At 67.1% G+C, this 23,091-nt stretch carries 20 protein-coding genes (1 of these 20 running past the window's edge); 13 read left to right on the plus strand and 7 right to left on the minus strand.

The window, feature by feature from the left end; genetic code table 11:
* Positions 1–2: 2 nt before the first annotated feature.
* Entirely contained in the window at positions 3–2,705 is a 2,703-nt protein-coding gene (locus NP825_RS00465; protein WP_257547496.1) for a M1 family metallopeptidase, read from the minus strand.
* 124 nt (positions 2,706–2,829) lie between these two features.
* Here NP825_RS00465 and NP825_RS00470 point away from each other — a divergent pair, with 124 nt between their 5' ends.
* On the plus strand, positions 2,830–4,116 hold the full coding sequence (locus NP825_RS00470; protein ID WP_257547499.1) for a cytochrome P450: 1,287 nt from the start codon (positions 2,830–2,832) through the stop codon (positions 4,114–4,116).
* Positions 4,117–4,361: 245 nt separating this feature from the next.
* Here the strand turns inward: NP825_RS00470 and NP825_RS00475 are convergent, their stop codons facing one another.
* The gene (locus NP825_RS00475) at positions 4,362–4,772 is read right to left on the minus strand and encodes a thioesterase family protein (RefSeq protein WP_257547501.1); all 411 of its coding nucleotides are present in this window, start codon (positions 4,770–4,772) and stop codon (positions 4,362–4,364) included.
* A gap of 70 nt (positions 4,773–4,842) precedes the next feature.
* A complete protein-coding gene (gene queF, locus NP825_RS00480; RefSeq protein ID WP_257547503.1) occupies positions 4,843–5,313 on the minus strand; it encodes a preQ(1) synthase in 471 nt (156 codons plus the stop codon).
* A 137-nt stretch (positions 5,314–5,450) separates the two neighbouring features.
* Here queF and NP825_RS00485 point away from each other — a divergent pair, with 137 nt between their 5' ends.
* The 5 genes from NP825_RS00485 to NP825_RS00505 all read left to right on the plus strand — a co-directional run bounded on the left by NP825_RS00485 (position 5,451) and on the right by NP825_RS00505 (position 11,454).
* Entirely contained in the window at positions 5,451–6,806 is a 1,356-nt protein-coding gene (locus NP825_RS00485; RefSeq protein WP_257547505.1) for a hypothetical protein, read from the plus strand.
* 167 nt (positions 6,807–6,973) lie between these two features.
* Positions 6,974–7,816 carry a 3-mercaptopyruvate sulfurtransferase gene (sseA, locus tag NP825_RS00490; RefSeq protein WP_257547507.1) on the plus strand — a complete coding sequence of 281 codons (843 nt, stop codon included), beginning with the start codon at positions 6,974–6,976 and terminating at the stop codon, positions 7,814–7,816.
* Positions 7,817–7,979: 163 nt separating this feature from the next.
* Positions 7,980–9,311 (plus strand): chromate efflux transporter, encoded by a 1,332-nt coding sequence (chrA, locus tag NP825_RS00495; protein WP_257547509.1) that lies wholly within the window; start codon positions 7,980–7,982, stop codon positions 9,309–9,311.
* Between the two features lie 20 nt (positions 9,312–9,331).
* Complete coding sequence (gene metC / locus NP825_RS00500) at positions 9,332–10,531, plus strand: cystathionine beta-lyase (protein ID WP_257547512.1); 1,200 nt, start codon at positions 9,332–9,334, stop codon at positions 10,529–10,531.
* On the plus strand, positions 10,528–11,454 hold the full coding sequence (locus tag NP825_RS00505; RefSeq protein WP_257547514.1) for a mechanosensitive ion channel family protein: 927 nt from the start codon (positions 10,528–10,530) through the stop codon (positions 11,452–11,454). Before metC ends, NP825_RS00505 begins: the two co-directional genes overlap by 4 nt.
* Before the next feature lie 110 nt (positions 11,455–11,564).
* On the opposite strand, the gene ppa is transcribed toward NP825_RS00505, so the two are convergent.
* Together ppa and NP825_RS00515 are read right to left on the minus strand one after the other, a co-directional pair.
* On the minus strand, positions 11,565–12,101 hold the full coding sequence (gene ppa / locus NP825_RS00510; RefSeq protein ID WP_257547516.1) for an inorganic diphosphatase: 537 nt from the start codon (positions 12,099–12,101) through the stop codon (positions 11,565–11,567).
* 260 nt (positions 12,102–12,361) lie between these two features.
* Positions 12,362–14,287 carry a M61 family metallopeptidase gene (locus tag NP825_RS00515; protein ID WP_257547519.1) on the minus strand — a complete coding sequence of 642 codons (1,926 nt, stop codon included), beginning with the start codon at positions 14,285–14,287 and terminating at the stop codon, positions 12,362–12,364.
* A gap of 254 nt (positions 14,288–14,541) precedes the next feature.
* On the opposite strand from NP825_RS00515, the gene hisS reads away from it, so the two are divergent.
* The 6 genes from hisS to NP825_RS00545 all read left to right on the plus strand — a co-directional run bounded on the left by hisS (position 14,542) and on the right by NP825_RS00545 (position 21,956).
* The gene (gene hisS, locus NP825_RS00520) at positions 14,542–15,795 is read left to right on the plus strand and encodes a histidine--tRNA ligase (protein ID WP_257547521.1); all 1,254 of its coding nucleotides are present in this window, start codon (positions 14,542–14,544) and stop codon (positions 15,793–15,795) included.
* A gap of 120 nt (positions 15,796–15,915) precedes the next feature.
* Positions 15,916–16,986: a peptide chain release factor 1 gene (prfA, locus tag NP825_RS00525; RefSeq protein WP_257547523.1), complete on the plus strand. Its 1,071-nt coding sequence runs from the start codon at positions 15,916–15,918 to the stop codon at positions 16,984–16,986.
* On the plus strand, positions 16,979–17,821 hold the full coding sequence (gene prmC / locus NP825_RS00530) for a peptide chain release factor N(5)-glutamine methyltransferase (protein WP_257547526.1): 843 nt from the start codon (positions 16,979–16,981) through the stop codon (positions 17,819–17,821). Before prfA ends, prmC begins: the two co-directional genes overlap by 8 nt.
* A gap of 253 nt (positions 17,822–18,074) precedes the next feature.
* Positions 18,075–18,902 carry a DUF4167 domain-containing protein gene (locus NP825_RS00535; RefSeq protein WP_257547528.1) on the plus strand — a complete coding sequence of 276 codons (828 nt, stop codon included), beginning with the start codon at positions 18,075–18,077 and terminating at the stop codon, positions 18,900–18,902.
* A gap of 95 nt (positions 18,903–18,997) precedes the next feature.
* A complete protein-coding gene (locus NP825_RS00540) occupies positions 18,998–20,362 on the plus strand; it encodes a DUF4139 domain-containing protein (RefSeq protein ID WP_257547530.1) in 1,365 nt (454 codons plus the stop codon).
* Between the two features lie 10 nt (positions 20,363–20,372).
* Positions 20,373–21,956, plus strand: a complete 1,584-nt coding sequence (locus NP825_RS00545) for a DUF4139 domain-containing protein (protein ID WP_257547531.1) — start codon at positions 20,373–20,375, stop codon at positions 21,954–21,956.
* Positions 21,957–21,959: 3 nt separating this feature from the next.
* On the opposite strand, the gene NP825_RS00550 is transcribed toward NP825_RS00545, so the two are convergent.
* Positions 21,960–22,352, minus strand: a complete 393-nt coding sequence (locus tag NP825_RS00550) for an acyl-CoA thioesterase (protein WP_257547532.1) — start codon at positions 22,350–22,352, stop codon at positions 21,960–21,962.
* On the minus strand, positions 22,342–22,650 hold the full coding sequence (locus tag NP825_RS00555; protein ID WP_257547533.1) for a hypothetical protein: 309 nt from the start codon (positions 22,648–22,650) through the stop codon (positions 22,342–22,344). The genes NP825_RS00550 and NP825_RS00555 overlap by 11 nt, the downstream gene beginning before the upstream one ends.
* Positions 22,651–22,793: 143 nt before the next feature.
* On the opposite strand from NP825_RS00555, the gene NP825_RS00560 reads away from it, so the two are divergent.
* Positions 22,794–23,091: the 5' portion of a CBS domain-containing protein gene (locus NP825_RS00560; RefSeq protein ID WP_257547534.1), read on the plus strand. Its footprint extends 128 nt past the window's final position; the window shows 298 of its 426 coding nt (coding positions 1–298); its start codon is at positions 22,794–22,796; its stop codon lies beyond the right edge, outside the window.

Genomic DNA, 23,091 nt, shown 5'->3' on the forward strand with positions numbered 1-23,091 from the left:
GCCTATTTCCCCTTCAGCCAGGCGCTGACCTCGCCCTTGATCCGCGGGCGGCTGACGCTGCGTTCCTTGAGGGTCGCGATCGTCTTGTCATAGGGCTTGCGGACGTCGGCGGGCAGCGGTGCCGCGATTGCCTCCAGCTTGGCGACCATCGCCGGATCGGTCGAGGAAGCGGCGAGCCCGGCGAGGAAGCGCGCCCGCGCCGAGGCGTCGATCAGCCGGTCGACCGCGGCCTGGTTGGCCTGCGCGAAATCGACCGCCATTTCGGCGTGATTCCGGGCGACCGCGCCGATGATCGCGGCGCTCGTCGTCTTGCCCGGCTCGTCGGTCAGCGCGAGGTCGAGCGCGCGCCTGGCGAGCGCCGTGTCCTTGGCGTTGCCGAGCAGCGTATAGAAAGTGCTGCGTTCGACCGCCGATTTCGAACCCTTCGCCATGGCGCGCAGCTTGTCCCACTCGGCCGCGCCCGCATGGGCCGCGACGATGCCGAGCCAGCGCGATTTGAGCGCTCCGTCGAGCGCCGCTGGATCGTGGTCGAGCAAGGAGAAGCGACGGCGTGCCTCTGCAAGCACCGTGGCGTCGCCGATCGCCCCCAGTGCGCCGATCAAATCGGAACGCAGCACGCTGTCGAGCGCGGGTTCGCCCTGCCGCGCGTCGAATCCGAGCCGTCGCATCGCCGGCGCAAGCGCCGCGGCGCCGCGCGCCGCGATCTGCTTCTGCACCGCCGGCTGGTCGTCGAAGAGGTCGTAGAGCGCTTCATAACGGCCCGCGACGTCGCCGGTCAGCTTCTGGTTCGCTGCCTCCGGCGCCGCGGCGAGCAGGTCGAGCGCCGCGCCCATCGGCTGATAGCCCGCATAAGCGAGCGCGAAATTGTCGCCGAGCAGCCCGAGCTGGTCGATCGGCGCGAGGCTGGCGAAGCGGCCGCGCAGCGCGGCGAGCGCGGCGGGCGAATAGAGGGTGCGATAATAGCCCGCCTGTCCCGCGTTGATTAGCACCGGCCCGCAGCCGGGCAGGGTCAGCGTCCCCGCGCCGCCCGTGATCACCTGCCGCGCCACCGCGCCGTCACCGGCGCGCGCCAGCACCGGCACCTGCCAGCGGCGCCCCTCGGCATCGATGCTGTCCTTGCGGTCGCGCGAAAATTCGCTTTGCGTGACCTGGACGGTCGTGGTTCCGCCCGCGCAGGCGATGGCGCCGACGCGCAGCAGCGGGATGCCCGGCTGGCCCGTGAAATCGTGGGCGATCGCGGTCAGCCCCGTCGCGCCCGCCGCCTCGACCGCGTTCCACAGATCGTCGGTGCGCGTGTTGCCATATTTATGCTGCGCCATATAGGCGCGCAGCCCGTCGCGCCACTTGTCGGCCCCGGCATAGGCCTCGAGCATCGTGATCACCGCTTCGCCCTTCTGATAGGTGATCGCGTCGAACGCCTGATTGCTATCCTCGACGGTGCGAATGGTCTGGACGATCGGGTGCGTCGTTGCAAAAGCATCGAGACTCATCGCAGCCTCGCGCCCGCCGACGCGGCCGAGCAAGGGCTGCCAGTCGGGGTGGAAATGGTCGCTTGCCTTGGTTTCCATCCAGCTCGCGAAGCCTTCGTTGAGCCACAGATCGTCCCACCACGCCATGGTGACGAGATCGCCGAACCATTGGTGCGCGACCTCGTGCGCCTGAACGGCATAGATGTCCTGCCGCGTCGCTTCGCTGGTGATCTTTGGATCGTCGAGCAGGATGCGCTCGAAGGTGAAGATCGCGCCCCAATTCTCCATCGCGCCGAAGAATTGCGACTGGCCGGGCCCCGCGACATTGTCGAGCTTGGGCAGCGGATAGGGTTGGCCGAAATAGTCGCCATAATAGGTGAGCAGCGGCGCGAGGCTGTCGAGCGCGAAGCGCGCCTGTTCGCCCGACCCCTTGGGCGAGACGATGCCGACCTCGGCACCGCTTTCGCTTTTCCTGGCGAGCCGCTCGAACGGGCCGGTCGCGAAGAAGAGGAGATAGGACGACATTTTCGGCGAAATCCGGAAGGTCACCTTCTTGCGGCCGCCCTCGACCGGCGTTTCGTTCACCACGGGCATGTTGCTCACCGCGAGGTCGTCGGCCGGGACGATCGCCGACAGGCTGAAGGTCGCCTTGTAGCTCGGTTCGTCGAAGCTCGGGACGAAGCGGCGTGCGTCGGGCGCCTCGAACTGGGTGAACAGCCCGCGCGTGTCGGCGCCGCTCGTCTTGTCGGGATAATCGAGCGCGAAAAGGCCGTTCGCTTGAGTATTGATGATGCCGCTATAATGAGTCGCGAGGCGATAGGTGCCCGGCGCGATCGGCGCGGGGGCGGTGAAGGTCACTGTCTGCGCCGTGGCGTCGATCGCGGCGGTCAGCGGAATCGGCTTGCCGTCAGGGCCGGTCAGCGTTGCGTCCGCGAAATCGAGATCGAGCGCGTTCATCACGATCGTCGCCGAGGGCGCATAGAGTTCGAGATCGATGGCCGCGTCGCCGGTGAAGGTGAGCGCCTTCGCATCGGGCGTGACGCTGATGTCGTAATGGAGCGGGCGCGCGATGCGCGGAAGCTGGCTCGGCACGCTGGCATCGAGCGGCGCGCCGGTCGGCGCCGGCATCAGCGCGACAGGTGGCGCGGGCGGCGCGACCCCCGGCTGCGTCGCGCAGGCGGAGAGGCCGAGCGCCGAGACGGCGCTGACGAGCAGAAGGCGTGTCGAAATTTTCATGGCTGCGATCCCCGGTTATGATGCGGACCGGGCTACGCCGATGCCCGGGTCCACGCAACGGCCCCTTTCGGCGAGCGGTCCATGGCTCTCGACAGACGACGAAAACTGAGGCAGCTTCGGTTGCATGACAAAACCTATATTGCCCGGAGAGGTATCCGCCGCCGTCGTCGACCCCGCCGCTTATGGCGAATGGGACGCGCTGCACGAACAGCTTGCCTGGGCGCGCGCCAACGCGCCGCTCGCGGTCGCCGAGAACCCCGATCACGACCCCTTCTGGCTGGTCACGCGCCACGCCGACATCATGGCGATCGGCCGCGACCCCCAGCGTTTCGCCAGCGCCATCCGCCCGACCGTGCTGACCAATCGCGAGGGCGAGGCGCTGGCGCGCGCCGCGACGCCGGGGAACGACGGCCACCTGATCCGCTCGCTGGTGCAGATGGATGCGCCTGATCACATGAAATACCGCTTGCTGACGCAGAGCTGGTTCATGCCCAAGAATCTGAAGATAGTCGAAGAGCGCGTCCGCCACCATGCGCGCGCCGCGGTCGAGCATATGTTGTCGCTGGGAGGCGAATGCGACTTTGCGCGCGACGTCGCGGCGCATTATCCGCTGCGCGTGATCATGGATATCCTCGGCGTTCCGGCCGAGGATGAGCCGCGGATGCTGATGCTGACGCAGCAGCTCTTCGGGTCGACCGACCCCGAACTCAACCGCAACAAGGTCGAAATAACGAGCGCCGAGCAGGCGATCGCGATGCTCCATTATGTCATTGCCGATTTCGAAAATTATTTCCGCGAGCTCACCGCCGACCGCCGCGCCAATCCGCGCGAGGACATTGCGACGGTAATCGCCAATGCGACGATCGACGGCGGCCGGATCCCCGACCGTGAGCTGGCGGGCTATTACATGATCGTCGCGACCGCCGGGCACGACACGACGAGCGCCTCGACCGCGGGCGCGATCATGGAACTGGCGAAGAATCCGGCGCTGTTCGCGCGCTTCCAGGACGCGAGGGCCGAGAAAGCGGGGCTGATCGAGGAGGCGATCCGCTGGACGACCCCGGTCCAGCATTTCATGCGCAGCGCGAAGGCCGATGTCGAGATCGGCGGGCAGACGATCCGCGAGGGCGACTGGCTGATGCTGAACTATGTCTCGGCGAACCGCGACGAAGCGATCTTCGATGACCCCTTCGGCTTCGATCCCGACCGCGCGAAGAACCAGCAGATCGCCTTCGGCTTCGGCGCGCATGTGTGTCTCGGCCAGCATCTCGCGCGGATGGAGATGCGGATATTGATGGAGGAATTGCTGCCGCGTCTGAAGAGCCTCGAACTCGCGGGCGAACCGGCGCGGGTCGAATCGGTGTTCGTCGGCGGGCTCAAGCGGTTGCCGATCCGGTTCGAGGCGGCGTAGGGCCGCTAGCGACCGGAAGCGGGCATATGTAAGGATCATACTCTCTCCCCTTGAGGGAGAGATACGAAGGCTTGGCAGCTTGCTGCCTAGCCGAAGTTGAGAGGGGGTTTTGCGTCCGCTGGCGTCGCCCCCCTCTCCAAGCTTCGCTAGCTCCCAGGGGAGCAAGCTGCGCTATCCTCTCCCTCAAGGGGAGAGGAGGTTACGGCCGCTCTCCATCCCAAAGCTAACGGGCCGAAGCCTAAATCCTAGACCTTCTCGCCCGGAAAGAAGCGCGCGATCACGTCGCTGGCCAGCCGTGCGGGGCGCAGCGTTTCGGCGTCGATGCAGCACCAGCTCGACTTGACCTCGGCGAGCACGTCCTCGCCGCGCTTGATGATCGTTTCGTAGAAGGCGCGCGCGCCCTGCACCTTTTCGAGGATGACGGTCGCAATGACCTGATCGTCGAGGAAGGCGGGGCGGCGATAGGTGATCTCGTGCTTCAGCGCGACCCACAGATGCTGCGCGACCGCCTCGGGCGGCGCGATCTTGCGCCAGTGCGCCAGCACCGCATCCTGCACCCAGCTCAGATAATGGGCATTGTTGACATGCCCCATGAAGTCGATCGCGTCGGGACCGACCTTGATGTCATGGTCGTGGGGAAGGGCTGCGGCGGTCATGGCGTTGACACTAATGTCAATATTTGATGACGGAAAGATGAAATTCGATGAATTTCGTTGAAAAATCCGATTATCCGCGCCCGCGATAGGGGGCGACGCCCTGATCGGGGAGCCAGAGGTCCGCGGGCGGGGCACCCGATTGCCAGAAGACGTCGATCGGAATGCCGCCGCGCGGATACCAATAGCCGCCGATGCGCAGCCATTTCGGCCGCATCTCGTCGAACAGGCGGCGGCCGATGCCGACGGTGCAATCCTCGTGGAAGCCCGCGTGATTGCGGAACGAGCCTAGGAACAGCTTGAGGCTCTTCGACTCGACGATCGTTTCGCCCGGCGCATAGTCGATGACGAGATGCGCGAAATCGGGCTGGCCGGTCACCGGGCAGAGCGAGGTGAATTCGGGCGCGGCGAAGCGGACGAGATAGAGATCGCCGGGGCGCGGATTGGGGACATAGTCGAGCGCCGCCGCCTCGGGCGAGGCAGGCAGTTCGCTGGATTGGCCGAGATGTTTCGGCGCGAGCGGGGGATGGCTGGAATCGGACATGGAAACCGTCTAGTGCGCAGCGCGGCCCCTGTCATCCCGAAGTCATCCCGGATCACCGGCGAACGACGGGGGACCGGGGTTCAGCGCCGATTCAGCGGCGCAGCGGAATGGCCAGTACGGGATTGCGGATTCGGAAAATGACGGTGCGAAAACTCGGGCGAGGGGAAAGAGCGGCGCGCTTGTCGCTGGCGGCGCTGGCGGCTTCGCTGGTGGCGGGCGGGCTTCCGCCCGCGGCCGCGCAGACCGAGCAGCCGAGCCCCGCGCCTTCGCCGACGCCCGCACCCACCTCGACCTTCCGCCTGCCGCCTGCCGACGACGGGCGGACATCGGGCGTGCAGGGACCGTCCGACAACGGCCTGCCGCCGCTCGCTCCGGGGGAACGGCGCGGCCCGCCGACTCCGGCGCCGACGCCTGCTCCCGCGCCGCGCACCACGACACCAACGGTAGTTCCGACCCGGCCGGCGCCGACGCCCGCTCCATCTGCGCCCACCGCACGCCGCGATACGCCGCCTGCGGCCACGAGCGCGCCGCGCGCCGCACCCGAGCCCGCGACCAGCGCGCCCGAGCCCACCGCGCCCGTGGCGGCGGCTCCCGATTCGGCGACACCGGCCGTCGAAGCGCCGTCGCCCGCCACGCCCGGCTTCTCGGTCGATCCGACCGCGCCGGTGCCGGAGGCGTCGCCTAGCGATGGCGCGGCTCCGGCGACTGGCGGTGACGGCAATCCGCCGCTGTGGGCGTGGCTGCTTGCCGGGCTCGTCGCGGTCGGCGCGGGCATCTGGTATTGGCGCCGCCGTCCGGCATTGGCAGGCGATGCGCCTGGCGAGTCCGAACCGCCGCAGCCTATGCCGCGTGCCGTTGATCCCGTTCCCGCGCCGCGCCGCGCCGCGCCCGTGGCGCCGCCCGCTCCGCGCCCGCAGCCCGCGGCGCCACCGGCCCAACCCGTCCCGTCGCCGCTGGTGACGCGCCCGACGGCCGAACAGCGCGCGCAGGTGGCGATGACGCTCGACATTCGCGGCATCCGCATGACGAGCGAGCAGCTCATCGTTGCTTTCACGCTGGGCCTCAAGAACGAAGGACCGGTCGCGGCGACCGGGCTGATGATCCGCATCGCACTCAACCAGGGGTCGGCGATGACCGAGCCGGTGCTCGCGCGCTTCTTCGACGGCGCGGGGGGCAGCGTGCTGCGCGCCGATATGGCGCTGGCGCCGGGGGCGGGCGAGCAGGTCGCGACCGAGGTCATGCTGCCGCGCGCCGCGGTCGAGCCGCTGATGATCGGGGGCAAGCCGATGCTGATCCCGGTGCTCGTCTTCGACGTCACCTATCATTGGGACGGCGAGGGCGATGCCTTCGGGCAGAATGCCGGCAGTTTCGTGCTCGGCCGCGAACAGGGCGCGAGCGGAAGCGAGAAGCTCGCGCCGCTGCCGCTCGACCACCCCAATCTGGTCGTCAATCGGCCGGGCGCGCGAACGACCGCGATCCGGCGCATTCAATAGGTTTTCTGTTGCAGTGCAGCATGGACTGGGGCAGACCGCGACCGTGCTTGAAAAAGGGCACGCCGGGGCATAGGCTTGCCGTCCCCGGAAAGAAGAGAGCGACGCAGGACTGATCGCGGCGAGGGACAGGCAAGAAGGTTCCCGCGCGGTCGCAACAGGAGCATGACATGGACGCCTTGGTCTCAACCGACTGGCTGGAACGCGAACTGGGGGCATCGGACCTGCGGGTGGTCGATGCGACGAAATTCATGACCGGAACCGATCGCGATGCGCGCGCGGAATATGAGGCGGGGCACATCCCCGGCGCGGTGTTCATGGACCTGGCCGAACTGGCCGACACCAACAGCACCATCGAGAATATGGCGCCGACCGCCGAGAAATTCGCAAGCCGCATGCAGTCGCTCGGGCTCGGCGACGGCAGCCGCATCGTGATATACGACGACAGCCCGCTGAAGAGCGCGGCGCGCGCCTGGTGGCTGCTCAAGCTGTTCGGCGCCCACGACGTCGCGCTGCTCGACGGCGGGCTCGCCAAATGGAAGGCCGAGGGGCGCCCGCTCGAAATGGGCAAGCAGACGCTGCGCCATCGTCACTTCACCGTGTGGCGCGACGCGAAGGCGGTCCGGACCAAGGAACAGGTGCTCGAAAATATCGCTGGCGGCAGCGAGCAGGTCGTCGATGCACGCCCGGCGGCGCGCTTCACCGGCGAGGAACGCGACCCGCGCCCGGGCATGGCGCCCGGCCATATCCCGGGTTCGGTCAGCCTGCCGCACAGCAGCCTGTTCAATAGCGACGGTACGTGGAAGCGCGGCGATGACCTCAAGGCCGCGTTCGACGCGGCGGGCGTCGATCTCGACAAGCCGCTGATCACCACCTGCGGCAGCGGCATGACCGCGACCGTCGTCGCCTTTGGCGCGCATCTTCTCGGCAAGGAGGATGTCGCGGTCTATGACGGAAGCTGGACCGAATGGGGCGCCGACCCGGCGACGCCCAAGGCGACCGGCGCGGCGTAAGGAGCGCGCAGCGCGGCTTTGGGGTCGCGCGGCTTTTTCTTGCTTGTCCAACCCCGGTGCCCGGAGCTAATCTGCGGGCATCGGGGCGAGGCAACCCCCCGGTCAGGCATTCGCCCAAGCGTTGCTTTTTCACCCGGCTTTGGCCGGCTGGAGAAGCGTGACGATGACCGACCCTTCCGTACCTGCAATGCCGACCTTCGCCGAGGCGGTCCGCACCTATGCCCGCATCGGCCTCCTGAGCTTCGGCGGTCCCGCCGGGCAGATCGCGCTGATGCACCGCGAATTCGTCGATGAACAGTGCTGGGTCGACGAAACGACCTTTCTTCACGCGCTCAATTTCTGCCATCTGCTTCCCGGTCCCGAGGCGCAGCAACTTGCAACCTGGATCGGTTGGCGGTTGCACGGCTTTCGCGGCGGCCTTGCGGCGGGGTTGCTGTTCATCATCCCCGGCGCGCTCGTCATGTTCGGCCTGTCGCTGCTTTATGTGATGGCGGCGGGACTCGACTGGTTCGCGGCGCTGTTTCTCGGCATCAAGGCGGCGGTGCTGGCAATCGTCGTGCAGGCGCTGCTCCGCATCGCCGGGCGCGCGCTGAAGACGCCACTGCTGCGCGCCGTGGCGCTGCTGTCCTTCGTGGCGATCGCGCTGCTTGCCCTGCCTTTTCCGCTTGTTGTGCTGGCTGCGCTGCTCATCGGCTGGGCGGCGGCACGCTGGCGACCCGACTGGCTGAAGCTGGCGTCGGCCAAGGCCCATTCCGCGCCGCCTGCCGGCTCGGCATGGCGGCAGAGCCTGCGCGCGATCGGGCTGTGGGGCGCGATCTGGGCGGCGCCGATGCTCCTGATCCTCGCGACGCTCGGGCGGCACCATGTGCTGTGGGACATCGGTGCCTTCTTCTCGCAACTCGCGGTCGTGACCTTCGGCGGCGCCTATGCGGTGCTCGCCTATATGGCGCAGGAAGCGGTGAACGGCTTCGGCTGGCTGCGGCCGGGCGAGATGGCCGACGGGCTGGGGCTGGCCGAGACGACGCCTGGGCCGCTGATCCTGGTGACCCAGTTCGTCGGCTTCCTCGCCGCGTGGCGCGACGCTGCGCCCTTCACCCCGCTCGTTGCCGCGATGCTCGGCGCCGGGCTGACCCTGTGGGTGACCTTCGCGCCCTGTTTCCTGTGGATCTTCGCTTTTGCTCCGTGGATCGACCGGCTCGAACGCGCGGCTGGGCTGAAGGGCGCGCTCGCGGCGGTGACCGCGGCGGTCGTCGGGGTGATCGCCAATCTGTCGCTGTGGTTCGCGCTCCACGTGCTGTTCCGCCGGCTCGATCGGACGGCGTGGGGCGTCGAGGCGCCCGTGCTGTCGAGCATCGATCTGGCCGCCGTGCTGCTTTCGATCCTCGCCTTCGTGCTGCTTTTCCGCTTCCGGCTCGGGATCACCCTGATGCTGGCGGTCTGCTCGGCGGGCGGGCTGATCCTCGGTCTCGGCGGGCCGCTACTGGATTTTGCGTAGGGGCGCGCTAACAAGACGCAATGAGCAAGAGCGACGATGACAGCCTCCGCCCCGCGACGAAGCTGGTGCAGGGCGGGCGGCGGCCCGAATGGACGGGCGATCCGCGGCTCGGCGGCGGGGTCGTCAATCCGCCGCTGTGGCGCGCCTCGACGATCCTTTACGACAATATCGCCGATCTCAAGGCGCGGGGCCATGCGACGCACGACAAGCTCTATTATGGTCGGCGCGGAACGCCGACGGTCTGGGCGCTCGCCGATGCCTTGACCGGAATGGAGCCGGGGGCTGAGGGCAGCTTGCTTTATCCCTCGGGCGTCGCGGCGATTTCGGCGGGGCTGCTCGCGCTGCTGTCGCCGGGCGACCATCTGCTGATGGTCGACAGCGCCTATGAGCCGACGCGCGCCTTCTGCACCGGCATGCTCGCGCGGATGGGGGTGCGGACGAGCTTCTACGATCCGCTGGTCGGCAGCGATATCGCCGATCTGATCGAGCCCGAAACGAAGCTGATCTTCCTCGAATCGCCGGGCAGCCTGACCTTCGAAGTGCAGGATATTCCCGCGATCACCGCAGCGGCGCGCGCGCGGGGCGTGCTGACGATGCTCGACAATACCTGGGCGACACCCTGGCTCTTCCCCGCGCTCGCGCACGGCGTCGACGTGACGATGATGAGCCTCACCAAATATGTCGGAGGCCACAGCGACGCGATGATGGGCAGCCTGACCGCGACGAAAGCGGTGTGGCCGAAGCTGCGCCATGCGACCTATCAGCTCGGCCAGGCGGTCTCGCCCGACGATTGCGCGCTGATCCTGCGCGGCCTCAGGACGCTCGACGTGCGGCTGGCGCGGCACGGCGAGAACGGGCTTGCGGTGGCGACCTGGCTCGCCGGCCGCGCCGAGGTCGGGCGCGTGCTGCATCCGGCGCTGCCGGATGATGCGAGCCACGCCCTCTGGTCGCGCGACTTTTCGGGGACCAGCGGCCTGTTCGGCTTCACGCTGAAGGGCGCCGACGACGCGGCGCGCGCGCGCTTCATCGACGCGCTCGCGCATTTCGGCATCGGCTTCAGCTGGGGCGGCTATGAAAGCCTCGCCGTGCCGGGCGATCCGCAGACGATCCGCACCGCGACGCGCTGGACCGATCCCGATGCGCTCGTCCGCCTGTCGATCGGGCTCGAGGATCCCGCCGATCTGATCGCCGACCTCGAACGCGGCTTCGCGGCGTTATGAGCGCCAGGGAAAGCCTGCGCGACAGCGTCGGCCGTGTCGTCGAGGCGATGCAGGCGATCGGGCTCGACGTCGGCTCCTACCGCCTGTCGCTCTATGGGCTGGTCTCGGCGATCATCGTCGCGGTGCTGCTGTGGATCGGGGTCAAGCTCGTGATGCGCGCGATCAAATGGCTGCTGCGCCGCAACACCCAGATCGACCAGGCGCAGCGGCTGCTCACCGAGAAGCTGATCGCGATCGCGCTCTTCTCCTTCGCGCTGCTGCTCGGCATCGACCTGCTCGGCATCGACCTGACGACGCTCGCGGTCTTTTCGGGTGCGGCGGGGCTCGCGATCGGCTTTGGCCTGCAGAAGACGGTCGGCAATCTGATCGCGGGGATCATCCTGCTGATGGACCGCTCGATCCAGCCCGGCGACGTGATCGTCGTCGGCGACGCCGCGTCGATGGGCAGCGGGCCGCTGCCCGGCGGCGTGCCCAATGTCGGGCGGGTCGCGAAGATCGGGGTGCGCGCGGTCAATGTCGTCACCCGCGACGGCAAGAAGCATCTGATCCCGAACGAACTGCTGATGACCCAGCCGGTCGAGAACTGGAGCTATTCGAGCCGCGACGTGCGAGTGCGGATGCGCATTCCCGTCGCCTATGAATGCGATCTGCGCGCGGCGCAGGCGATCATCGTCGAGGTCGCGAAGGCCAATCCGCGCATCCTCGCCGATCCCGAACCGGTGGTGTGGATCACCGCCTTCAGCGAACGCGCGGTCGAGCATGAACTGCGCTACTGGATATCGGACCCCGAATCGGGGCTCGGCAATATCCAGGGCGAGGTGTTCCTGGGGATATGGGAACGGTTCAAGGCCGCAGGGATCCGCATCCCCTATCCGCGGCAGGATGTGCGGTTGGTCGAACAGGACGAGTCGCCAAGTTCCTGAAATTCGTCATTGCGAGCAAAGCGAAGCAATCTCCAGCTATCGCCATATCGGAAAGATAGCTGGAGATTGCTTCGTCACTACGTTCCTCGCAATGACGGCTGGAGGGGTGGTTAAACCCCCTGCGCCTTCGCGCGCTCGATCCCGTCGAGGATGATCTGCTTCGCCTCGTCGACGTCGCCCCAGCCGCCGAGCTTGACCCATTTGCCGGGTTCGAGATCCTTGTAGTGGGCAAAGAAATGCTCGATCTGCTGGAGCACGATCTCGGGCATGTCCTTGTAAGTCCTGACCTTGTCGTAATAGGGAAAGGTCGCGCTGACGGGGACGCAGAGCAGTTTTTCGTCGCCGCCGGCATTGTCTTCCATCTTGAGCACGCCGATCGGGCGGCACTTGACCACCGCGCCCGCGACCACCGAGGTGCGCGCGACGACCAGCGCGTCGAGCGGGTCGCCGTCGTCGCCGAGCGTGTGCGGGATGAAGCCGTAATTGGCGGGATAGCGCATCGGAGTGTGGAGAAAGCGGTCGACGAACAGCGCGCCCGACGCCTTGTCGAACTCATATTTCACCGGCTCGCCGCCGATCGGTACTTCGATCAGCACGTTCAGGCTGTCGGGCGGGCTGTCGCCCGCAGGGATCAGGTCGATGCGCATGGGAGATGTCCTTTTGTATTTTTGGAATCGCGCGCGCCTTTAGCGCCGGATGGCGCGGAAAGTCGAGGCCATTAAGCCCTTCCCATCATCTAAAAGCCGCGTGCTCCCGCGAAGGCGGGAGCCCATCTCCGGCCGGTGCGAGATGGAACCGCCGGAGATGGGTCCCCGCCTTCGCGGGGACACACGAAAAGGGTCCCGCGCACGGGAGCAACTTTGCAAGTCTCGCTGCCCTCCCCTTCAGGGGAGGGCGTATCTTCACGTCAGAGCGCCCGCTTCGACGCGAGCAGGCGGTCGAACCAGTCGGGCCCGGCACCGGCCTTTTCGAGGTGCGGCCAGCGCAGTCCGCCATGATAGTCGATATCGACCGTGCGATAGCGTCCGCCGCGCTCGACGAGCAGGCTCACCGGGGTCTTGCCGTCGGTCGCGGCGCGGATCGCGGCCTCCATGCGGTCCTTGGCATAGGCGACGCCGTCGACCGCGACGATCTTCGTGCCATTGACGATGTCGGCGCGGAAGGCGGGGCCGTCCCACAGGATGCTGCCCGCGACGCCGTCCTTGTCGATCACCATGCCGAGCGAATGGGTGAGGTCGTAAGTCTTCGCGCGCGCCATGCGGCCGCGATCATAGGCGTTCGGCGTGTCGCGCCAGACGAGGCGGTATCCCGCGCGCTCGATCCCCGCGACCGGCGCGGGCTGGCCGGGGAGCTGCATATGCTCGTGGAGGAATTTCGCCCAGTCGTAGGGGTGGACGGCGTTCAGCGCCGCCACGACATCGTCGAAGTCATAGGTGACCTCGCCCCAGTCGCCAGTCTTGCCGCCGAAAAAGCTCCTCGCGAAATCGTCGAGGCTTTTCCGGTCGTTCGTCGCCTGGCGGATGATCATGTCCGCCTCCAGCCACATCAGCGAGCCTTCGTTGTAATAATCCTCGGTGCGCGTCGCGCTGGGGAAGGCGCGCGCCTTGCGTCCCGCGATCACGGGGTCGAGCGTCGTATCCTCGACCGACCGCCAGTCGCGACCCCGCTGGACGCTGTAAAAGGCGGCGTTGGTCGCCCATTCGGACAGGATCATGTCCTTCGACTGCATCCCCGAGCGGCCCGCGAGGACCAAGTCCCAGAAGCTTGTCTGCCCTTCATAGACCCAGAGGAGATTGCCCTGCATCGGGGTACGGAAATCGGGGGTCCAGAGCTTGGCAGGGCGGCGGTATTTGCCGTTCCAGCTATGGGTGAATTCGTGCGGCAACAGGCCGCGCAGTGTCTCGCCCTCGTCCCATTTGGTGAAATAATCGGGGCTGCTGCTGTTCTCGCTGCTGCGATGATGTTCGAGCCCGATGCCGCCGAGCTCGTCGGTCAGCGCGAGCAGGAATTCGTAGCGGTCGAAATGGCGGGTGCCGAACAGCGCCACCGCCTCCGCCACCATCGCGGCGTGGCGCGCGATCTGGTCGGGCTTGGCGCCCAGATATTGGGCCTCGTCGGCGACGACGTTCAACGTGACATTCTGCCCCAGATCCCATTTGCGGTAATAGCGGCCCGCGAACATCGGGCTGTCGACCAGCGTCTCGTAGCTCGTCGGCGCATAGCTGTAGCGATTGCCCGAGATTTTGAGCCCGTCGAGCGCCGCTGCGCCGGTCCAGCCGTCGGGCAGCGTCACGTCGAGCTGCACCGGAATGTCGCGGGTGAAATATCCTGCGGGATAGAGGCTCACCTGCTCCCATTGCAGGTTCATCATCGCCGGGGTGACGACGACGCGGCCTTCGCTCGTCCGCGTTGGCGACAGGAAGTCGAAGGCGACGTCGATGCTCCTGGTGCCTGCGGGCACGTCGATGTCGAAGGCATAGACATCGGTCGGTTGACGCGTCCAGACGAGCGGCTTGCCGTCCGCGCTCGCCTTGAAGCCCGCGATCTCGGCGATCGCGCCGCGCGGCGCGTGCTTGCCGGGCAGCCATTGCGGATAGAGCAGGGTGAGCTTCCCCGCTTTCGCGACCGGAATTGTCTGCCGGACGCGGAAGATGCCGCGCATATAATCGGTGGCATCGACCTTGAGCAGCATCGTCCCCGACCAGGGCTTGTCGACGGGCAGCGGGATGACGTGCGGCTGGACGACCGGCTGCGGACGGCTGTTGCCGTCCTGCGCGTGGAGCGCAGGGGCGAAAGCAATCAGAGCGGCTGCGATCAAGCGTGTCTTTTTCATGATGGCTCTCTGCCGGGAAATGCTCTTTTCTACAACCTTCTCCCCTTGCGGGAGAAGGATACGCAGCCTTGGCGCGAAGCGTCTAGGCGCAGTTGGATGAGGGGTTGCGGTCGCTCAGCGACCGCGCGAGCCAGCGGCTCGCAACCCCTCACCCAGCTTCGACTAGGCAGCAAGCTGCCAAGTCTTCGCATCCCTCTCCCGCAAGGGGAGAGGGGGCTTTGCGCAATATGCAAAATCGACTAGACGCCGCCGCCATGAGCAAGGACAAATCCGCCAAAATCCCGACGCCGCAGCCGGTGCGCGGCACTCAGGACATGCTCGGCGATTTCGCCGACCGCTTCGGCCATGTCGTCGATGCGTTCGACCGGGTGCGCCGCCTTTATGGCTTCAAGCGGGTCGAGGTGCCGGTGATCGAGCCGACCGCGGTGTTCGCGCGGTCTTTGGGCGAAACGACCGACGTCGTGTCGAAGGAAATGTATAGCTTCGAGGATCGCGGTGGCGAATCGATCACGCTGCGTCCCGAATTTACCGCGGGGATCGCGCGCGCCTATATCACCAATGGCTGGCAGCAGTTCGCGCCGCTCAAAGTGGCGACGCATGGCCCGCTGTTCCGCTACGAACGGCCGCAAAAGGGCCGCTATCGCCAGTTCCATCAGCTCGACGCCGAAATCATCGGCAGCGACAGCCCGCTTGCCGATGCCGAACTGCTGATCTTCGCCGACCAGCTTCTAAGGGAGCTGGGCGTCGCGGAAGGGGTGACCTTGACGCTCAACACGCTGGGCGATGCGGACAGCCGCGAGGCGTGGCGCGCGGCGCTGGTCGAGCATTTCATGGGCCATCGTGGTGAGCTGTCGGAAGACAGCCTCGCGCGGCTCGACAAAAATCCGCTCCGCATTCTCGACAGCAAGGATGCGCAAGACCGCCCGGTTGCCGACAGCGCCCCCGACATCGATGCCTATCTGACGAGCGAGGCGCAGGATTTCTTCGGCGCCGTGACCGCCGGGCTCGACGCGGCGGGGGTCGCGTGGGAGCGCAACGCGCGGCTGGTGCGCGGGCTCGACTATTATCGCCACACCGCGTTCGAATTCGTCACCGACCGGCTCGGCGCGCAGGGCACGGTGCTCGGCGGCGGGCGTTACGACGGGTTGATCGAGACTCTGGGCGGGCCGCCGACCCCGGCGGTCGGTTGGGCGGCGGGGATCGAGCGGCTGGCGATGCTGCTGGCCGACGATGTGATCGACACCCGGCTCGACGCGGTGATCGCGGTCGAGGACGACGGCCAGCTTGCGCGCGCGATGCGGACGCTCGCCGATCTGCGCGCCGCGGGGTTTGCCACCGAGATCGTCGCGACCGGCTCGCCGCGCAAGCGCTTCGACAAGGCGGCGAAGATTCCGGCGCACGCACTGGTCTCGGTCGGCACCCGCGACGGCGCGGCGCATATCAACGTGCGCGGCGACGGCGAGCGGGCAAAAGAGGTCGAAATGACCGTCCGTGCGGTGCGCGATTGATGCATTTCCCTTCCTCGTCATCCCCGCGAAAGCGGGGACCCAGCTCCGACCTTTGTTTTTTCTGCAGCCGTTGCAGCTGGGTTCCCGCTTTCGCGGGAATGACGAAGTAGGGGAGGCGACATGGTCAGCATTCCCGAAAAACAGATCGATGCGATCATCGAGCGCCACGCCGCTTTGCAGGCGCGGATGGCGACGGGCGATATGGCGCCCGCGGATTTCGTCGCGGCGTCGAAGGAGTTCGCCGAGCTCGAACCCGTCGCGAAAGCCGCCGGGGAAGTGACGCGGTTGCGCGGCGAACTCGTGTCGCTCACCGAGATGCTCGCCGACCCCGAAATGAAGGCGATGGCGGCCGAGGAACTCCTCGCAGTCGAGGCCGCGCTGCCGGCCGCCGAGCACGACCTCGCGATCAAGCTGCTCCCGAAGGACGTCGCCGACGAGCGCGCCGCGATGCTCGAAATCCGCGCCGGCACCGGCGGCGACGAGGCGGCGCTGTTCGCGGGCGACCTGCTCCGCATGTACAGCCGCTATGCCGATGCGCAGGGCTGGAAGGTCGAGCTGATCTCGGCGAACGAGGCCGAGGTCGGTGGTTACAAGGAAGTCGTCGCCAGCGTCGCGGGGCAGGGCGTGTTCGCCAAATTGAAGTTCGAAAGCGGCGTTCATCGCGTCCAGCGCGTCCCCGTCACCGAAAGCGGCGGTCGCATCCACACCAGCGCCGCGACCGTCGCGGTGCTGCCCGAGGCCGAGGAGGTCGATGTCGCGATCGACGAACGCGACCTCAAGATCGATATCTACCGCTCGTCGGGCGCGGGCGGCCAGCATGTCAACACCACCGATTCGGCGATCCGCATCACCCATATCCCGACCGGCCTCGTCGTGATCCAGCAGGACCAGCGCAGCCAGCACAAGAACCGCGCCAAGGCGATGCAGGTGCTGCGGGCGCGGCTGTATGACCTCGAACGCGCGCGGGTGCACGATGCTGAGGCGTCGGCGCGCAAGTCGATGGTCGGGTCGGGCGATCGCTCCGAACGCATCCGCACCTATAATTTCCCGCAGGGCCGGGTGACCGATCACCGCATCAACCTGACTCTCCACCGCCTTCCCGAGATATTGGAAGGAGCGATGGACGAGCTGATCGACGCGCTGATCGCCGAGGATCAGGCGCAGCGGCTGGCGGGGCTGGGCGATGGCTAGCCGCGATGGGGGTATCGGCGACAATCTCCGCACCGCGACCAGCCTTCTGTCGGCAACCAGCGATACCCCGAGGCTCGATGCCGAATTGCTGATGGCGCATGCGCTGGGGATCGAGCGGCAGGCGCTCCTGCTCGATCCGGCACGCCATAGGGTGCCCGACATCTATGTTCACCTCGTCGCGCGGCGCATGGCGAACGAACCGATCGCCTATATCGTCGGCTATCGCGATTTCTGGACGATTCGCGTCGAGGTCGGTCCCGGCGTGCTGATTCCGCGTCCCGACAGCGAGGCGCTGATCGAGGCCTGCCTCGATATCCACCGTGAAAGGGGCGGCTGGCCGCGCCGGATTCTCGATCTCGGAACCGGGCCCGGCACGCTGCTGCTCGCGGCGCTCAGCGAGTTTTCCGATGCGACGGGGCTTGGCGTCGATGCGTCGGAATATGCGCTCGCTTATGCTCGCGACAATGCCGAAGGGCTTGGCCTCGCCGACCGCGCGTCGTTCCTGCCGGGCGATTGGGGCAGGGGGGTGGAGGGGCCGTTCGACCTCATTCTCTGCAATCCGCCCTATATTGCCGCGACCGAAACGCTGATGCCCGACGTCGCCGATCACGAGCCGGCCGAAGCCTTGTTCGCCGGTGTCGACGGGCTCGACGATTACCGCCGGATCATCCCCGATCTGCCGCGCCTCCTGACGACGGATGGCATGGCGATCCTTGAAATCGGGCACCGGCAACGCATATCGGTAACCGAGCTTGCCGAAGCAGCGGGATTTGCCGTCCGATGCAGACAGGATCTGGGCGGCCGCGACAGGGCGCTTTTGCTGACCCGCGCCTGACAGACCCGCACAATTATTCGCTTGGTTTCCGCCGCAAAGCGCTGTAGGGGCGGGCTCACAGACCCGGCACGGTTCCCTCGACGGTCCGGCTGGTCTGTTTCCCACTTACGATGCTGGTGCGGGGCCGTGGGGCCCGGCGCAAGCGGTAAAGGGCAAGAACCGCGCGGACAGCGCGGGCGCGACGCGCAAATGGCGCGGTCGGCCAAAAGGGGTTGGCGTAGCTTATTAGCTTATCAGGATGTCTCAGTTGAACATGAACAACCGACAGAGCGGTCGCCGTCGCGGCCGCAACAACAACGGCAGCAACAATAATCGCTCGCAATCGGGCGGCCGGGGTGGTGCCGACCAGGCCAATCGCATCGACAGCCGCGCGCGCGGCAACGCGGCCCAGATGATCGAGAAATACCGCAATCTCGCGCGCGACGCGCAGCTTTCGGGCGATCGGGTCCAGACCGAATATTATCTCCAGTTCGCCGACCATTATTTCCGCGTGCTGAGCGACTTCCGCGCTCGCCAGGAAGAAAAGGCCGCAGCGAACGGACAGGAACGCAGCCCCGAGCGCCATCGCGAAATTCGCGGCGTCGAGGATTTCGACGGCCATGACGACAGCGACTTCGAGGCCGATGTACCCGCCGAACGCACCGAGAGCGGTCGCGATAATCGCGAGCGGCAGAGCGGTGATCGCAATGGTGGCGAACGTCAGGGCGGTGAACGCCGCGACGAGGACGATAATCGCGGCAATCGTTCGCCGCGCGAACGCGGCAACCGCCGCGACCGCGACGAAAACCGTGCCCAGCAGCCCGATGCCGAAGATGGCGGCGAAGCTGCGGCCGAAGAGGCGGCCCCCGCGCCGCGCGCCAATCGCCGCGGTCCGCGCCGCGCCCGCCCCGCCGATGCCGAGGAGGGCAATGCCGGTATCGACACCGCGGTGCTGCCGCCCGCGATCGGGCGTCCCGAACCTGCCCCCGAAGCGAATGCCGCGGAAAGCGCCGATACCGCTGCGGAAGCGCCCGCGCCCAAGCCGCGCCGCACCCGCCGCACGCTGGCGGCGCGCGATACCGGGGTGGAAGCGGCCGAATAAGCTCGCGATTTTGCGCTGGTTTTTACACAGCACATGCCATAGCCTCCCCCGGACAGTCGTTCGGGGGAGCTTTTTATGCGCGCTTTAACAGTCCCTTGTTTCCTGGCGCTGGCGTTGGCGCCCGCCCCCCCGCCGCGGCGCAGGATCCCGCCACAGGCAACGCGCAGGGCGATGTTGCCGTCACTATATATAATAACGGCCAGTCGCTGGTGCAGGACGAGCGCCAGCTCAGCGTCACGCGCGGCCGCAACCGCATCGAATTTCCGGACGTTTCGGCGCGCATCCGGCCCGAGACGGTGACGCTGTCGGGTCCGGGACTCGGTATCGTCGAGCAGAATTTCGATTTCGACCTGCTCACCCCCGACAAGCTGATGGACAAGGCGGTCGGCCAGTCGATCACGCTCGTCCGCACGAATCCCGCGACCGGCGCCGAACGGAGCGAGCGCGCGAAGGTGCTCGCGGCGAACGGCGGCATCGTGCTCCAGATCGGCGAGCGGATCGAGGTGCTGCGCGACGACGGCCTGCCAGTGCGCGCGGTGTTCGACCGCCTGCCGCCCAATCTGCGCGCGCGCCCGACGCTGTCGGTCACGGTCGACGCCGCCGATGCGGGGACGGTTCCGGCGCGCCTCTCCTATCTGACCCCCAATCTCGGCTGGACCGCCGACTATGTCGCGCTGTTCGACGCCGCGAAGGGCGCAATGGACATTCAGGGCTGGGTGACGCTGACCAACAGCACCGGCACGACCTTCACCAATGCGCGCACCTTGCTTGTGGCGGGCAACCCCGGCGGGGGCGGCGGTTTCCGCCAGCTTGGCGGCGCGATGGATTCGGCGGGAACCGAGAGCAATGATCGCGAGCGGCTCGGCGACTATTATCTCTACCCGCTCGCCGAGCGGACGACGATCGCCAATGCGCAGCAGAAGCAGGTGAGCTTCCTCGACGTGAAGGGGGCGCCCGCACGCTCGACCTATGAGTTCGTCAATAACTGGCTCGGCAGCAGTACCGAACCCGTCAGCACCGCGAGCGTGCTGCGCTTCTCGACCTCGAAGCAGGGCGGGCTCGGCGACCAGCTCCCGGCGGGGACGATTCGCGTTTATATGCGCGACGCGCGCGGCGATCCGCAATTCATCGGCGAGAACAGCATCGGCCACACGCCGATGGGCTCGGCGATGTCGCTCCGCACCGGCGACGCCTTCGACGTCAAGGTGCAGACGACCGTCGTCTCGCGCACCCGCAAGGGCGATTCGCGCTGGGTGACGAAGATGAAATATGTCGTCAGCAACGCGCGGCCCGAGCCGGTGACCGTGCTCGTTGCACAGGACGGGCTCTATGGCGACGTGCGGATCGCCGACGAAAGCCTGAAGAGCGAACGCGTCTCGGCCGACCGCGTCGAATGGCAGGTGCCGGTGAACGCGAACGGCAAGGCCGAACTGACCGCCACTTTCGACACGCGTTATTGAGGGCGGCGGCATGGCGCGGGCCTGGCCCCTGCTGATCGTTGCGGCGGCGCTGCTGGCGCCGGTGCCGGCGCTCGCCCAGACCGCGGCGCCCGCGCGGCCGGTTGTCGTCTCGGCGCAGATCGCCGATGTCGCGGTGACCGTCTATCGCGCGCCGAATCGCGGCGGCGGCGGGATCGATCCCAAATGGCCGCAGGGATTCGCCTTCATTACCGAGACGCGCAAGGTGACGCTTCCGGCCGGCGTGTCGGTGCTGCGCTTCGAGGGCGTGGCCGAAGGGCTGCTTCCCGAAACCGCGGTCGTGAGCGGACTTCCCGACGGGGTGATCGAAAAGAATCGCGATGAGCGGTTGCTCTCCCCCGCCGGGCTGGTCGACGCCTATCTGAAGCGCAGCGTGACGTTGCGGCGCACGAACCGTGCGACGGGCAAGGTCGTTGAGCAGGAGGCGCTGATTCAGGCCGGGCCGACGGGCGGGGTGATCGTCCAGACCGCGAGCGGGTATGAAGCGCTCGGCTGTTCGGGGCTTCCCGAGCGGATGCTCTACGCCCGCGTGCCGAAGGATCTGTCGGCGAAACCGACGCTGTCGGTGCTCGTCGAAAGCAAGGCGGCGCGGACGGTGACCGTCCAGCTCCTCTATCTGGCCGAGGGGTTCGACTGGGCGGCGAACTATGTCGCCGACCGTGCCGCCGACGGCAAGACATTGGGGCTGACCGGCTGGATCACCGTCGCCAACGGCGGCGTGACGAGCTTTCCCAAGGCGCAGATGAACGTGATCGCGGGGCGGCTCAACAAGATGTACAGCCCGCCGCTGCCGCGTAGCACGCCGGGTCCGCTGGTGCTCAAATGCTGGCCGATGGACATCACCAGCACCCATCCGTTGTGGGAACTGCCGCCGATCATCGAGGTTGAGCGGGCCTATGATGAGGAGGTGACCGTCACGGCGCAGCGCGTTGACCGCCTTGCCTATCGGGCGGCCCCTGTGGCGGCGCCGGCACCACCACCTCCGCCGCCACCTCCACCCCCGCCGCCGCCCGAGGATCTCGGCGACCTCAAATTCTATCGCATCCCGTTCCGCGTCGACGTGTCGGCGAAGGGACAGAAGCAGGTCGCGCTGCTCGCGAGCGACAAGGTCGCGGTCGAACAGCTTTATGCCGGGACGCTCTCTCAATATTATGGCGGACGTCCCGTGCCGCTGACGATGCGGCTGCGGGTGCAGAATCGCGAATCGGACGGGCTCGGTTTCGCGCTGCCCGCGGGCATGGCGACGGTGTTCGAGACGGTCGGCGGACGTCGGCTGCTCGTTGGCGAGGCGAAGATCGGGGACAAGGCGAAGGACGAGCGCGTCGATTACGACATCGCAGCCAGCCCCGCGGTGCAGATGCAGACCGTCGTGCAGGTCGATCCCGACGACAAGGCGCGCCGGCTGTGGCAGGTCACGCTGACGAACGCGCGGCCCTTCGATGCCGAGGTCGAGATGCTGATCCCTCTGCGCATCGACCCTGAGCCCGAGGGATGGGAGCGGCGCGGCGATTCGTGGGTGTGGCGCGTTCGCGTTCCGGCGAACGACAGGATCGTTCAGACGTTTCGCGTGAAATAGCCGTCAGGTGGGCGGCAGCGGCCGCGGGCGGTGATTCGCGTCGAGCGCGACGAAGGTGAAGACGCCCTCGGTCACTTTCACCTCATTCTCGCCGCGGTCGCGGGTCGCGACGACTTCGAGTCGAATCGCGAGCGACGTGCGGCCGCGCCGTTCGATATGCGCGTAAATGGAAATGATGTCGCGCAGCAGGATCGGCGCGATGAATTCCATCGTCTCGATCGCGACCGTCGCGACGGCGCCCTGCGCCGCGCGCCCCGCGACGATGCCGCCGGCGATGTCCATCTGGCTCAGCACCCAGCCGCCGAAGATATGGCCGTTGGCGTTGATGTCGGCGGGGCGGGGGACGACGCGCAAAATCGGGTCGCGCGGGGGCGAATCGACGGCCCTATCGGTCATGATTCATGTCCGGATCGTCTGCGAACGGGTCTTCGATCGCCTCGTCGTGGCCGCTGCCGCTCGACAGGAAGACGAGCCCCATCAGCGCGGCGCCGAGCATCACCGACAGGCCGACGCCGGCCGCGGTCGCGATGACCATGTGAATGGTGAACTGGTCGCCGAGCGTATAGCGCAGCCAGGCGAGCGCGACGATCACCGCCACGAACGAGACGAGCGCCATGCCGCGCATCAGCCGGCGATAGCGCGCCCAGGCGATATCCGACGTCGAGCGGTCGTCGAGCGGCGAGTGTTTGACCATGGGCCTTCCATGAACCAAGCGGGCGTGAAGGCCAAGCGGCAATGGGGCGCCGGGCAGGGGCAGGGGACAGAAGCCGGTTTCGGCATTGCCGCGAATCATGTTAGGCTTTGCCGGCAACGGACGAAAACAAGGGAGCGGCACCTATGACGATCGGAGCGATTCTTCACGGACGCGTGAGCGCGGTGATTTCCGCGCGGCCGGGCGATACGGTGCGCGCGGTGATCGATCTGCTCGCCCAGCACCGCATCGGCGCGGTGCCCGTGGTGGAGGGCGATTCGATCGTCGGCATATTTTCGGAGCGCGATCTGGTACGACTCATGTCCTCCTATGGCCCCGAAGCGCTCGACCGCAGTCTCGACGAGGTGATGACCAAATCGCCGGTCACCTGCGATTCGGGCACGGCGGTGATGGGCGCGCTGTCGCAGATGACGCAAAAGCGGA

The sequence above is a fragment of the Sphingopyxis sp. DBS4 genome (genome assembly GCF_024628865.1).
Taxonomy (GTDB): Bacteria; Pseudomonadota; Alphaproteobacteria; order Sphingomonadales; family Sphingomonadaceae; genus Sphingopyxis.

What these genes read in the sequence shown, in the direction of transcription:
- NP825_RS00465 (WP_257547496.1), bottom strand. Translation starts at nt 2,705, where the DNA reads ATGAAAATTTCGACACGCCTTCTGCTCGTCAGCGCCGTCTCGGCGCTC.
- NP825_RS00470 (WP_257547499.1), top strand. Translation starts at nt 2,830, where the DNA reads ATGACAAAACCTATATTGCCCGGAGAGGTATCCGCCGCCGTCGTCGAC.
- NP825_RS00475 (WP_257547501.1), bottom strand. Translation starts at nt 4,772, where the DNA reads ATGACCGCCGCAGCCCTTCCCCACGACCATGACATCAAGGTCGGTCCC.
- queF (WP_257547503.1), bottom strand. Translation starts at nt 5,313, where the DNA reads ATGTCCGATTCCAGCCATCCCCCGCTCGCGCCGAAACATCTCGGCCAA.
- NP825_RS00485 (WP_257547505.1), top strand. Translation starts at nt 5,451, where the DNA reads ATGACGGTGCGAAAACTCGGGCGAGGGGAAAGAGCGGCGCGCTTGTCG.
- sseA (WP_257547507.1), top strand. Translation starts at nt 6,974, where the DNA reads ATGGACGCCTTGGTCTCAACCGACTGGCTGGAACGCGAACTGGGGGCA.
- chrA (WP_257547509.1), top strand. Translation starts at nt 7,980, where the DNA reads ATGACCGACCCTTCCGTACCTGCAATGCCGACCTTCGCCGAGGCGGTC.
- metC (WP_257547512.1), top strand. Translation starts at nt 9,332, where the DNA reads ATGAGCAAGAGCGACGATGACAGCCTCCGCCCCGCGACGAAGCTGGTG.
- NP825_RS00505 (WP_257547514.1), top strand. Translation starts at nt 10,528, where the DNA reads ATGAGCGCCAGGGAAAGCCTGCGCGACAGCGTCGGCCGTGTCGTCGAG.
- ppa (WP_257547516.1), bottom strand. Translation starts at nt 12,101, where the DNA reads ATGCGCATCGACCTGATCCCTGCGGGCGACAGCCCGCCCGACAGCCTG.
- NP825_RS00515 (WP_257547519.1), bottom strand. Translation starts at nt 14,287, where the DNA reads ATGAAAAAGACACGCTTGATCGCAGCCGCTCTGATTGCTTTCGCCCCT.
- hisS (WP_257547521.1), top strand. Translation starts at nt 14,542, where the DNA reads ATGAGCAAGGACAAATCCGCCAAAATCCCGACGCCGCAGCCGGTGCGC.
- prfA (WP_257547523.1), top strand. Translation starts at nt 15,916, where the DNA reads ATGGTCAGCATTCCCGAAAAACAGATCGATGCGATCATCGAGCGCCAC.
- prmC (WP_257547526.1), top strand. Translation starts at nt 16,979, where the DNA reads ATGGCTAGCCGCGATGGGGGTATCGGCGACAATCTCCGCACCGCGACC.
- NP825_RS00535 (WP_257547528.1), top strand. Translation starts at nt 18,075, where the DNA reads ATGAACAACCGACAGAGCGGTCGCCGTCGCGGCCGCAACAACAACGGC.
- NP825_RS00545 (WP_257547531.1), top strand. Translation starts at nt 20,373, where the DNA reads ATGGCGCGGGCCTGGCCCCTGCTGATCGTTGCGGCGGCGCTGCTGGCG.
- NP825_RS00550 (WP_257547532.1), bottom strand. Translation starts at nt 22,352, where the DNA reads ATGACCGATAGGGCCGTCGATTCGCCCCCGCGCGACCCGATTTTGCGC.
- NP825_RS00555 (WP_257547533.1), bottom strand. Translation starts at nt 22,650, where the DNA reads ATGGTCAAACACTCGCCGCTCGACGACCGCTCGACGTCGGATATCGCC.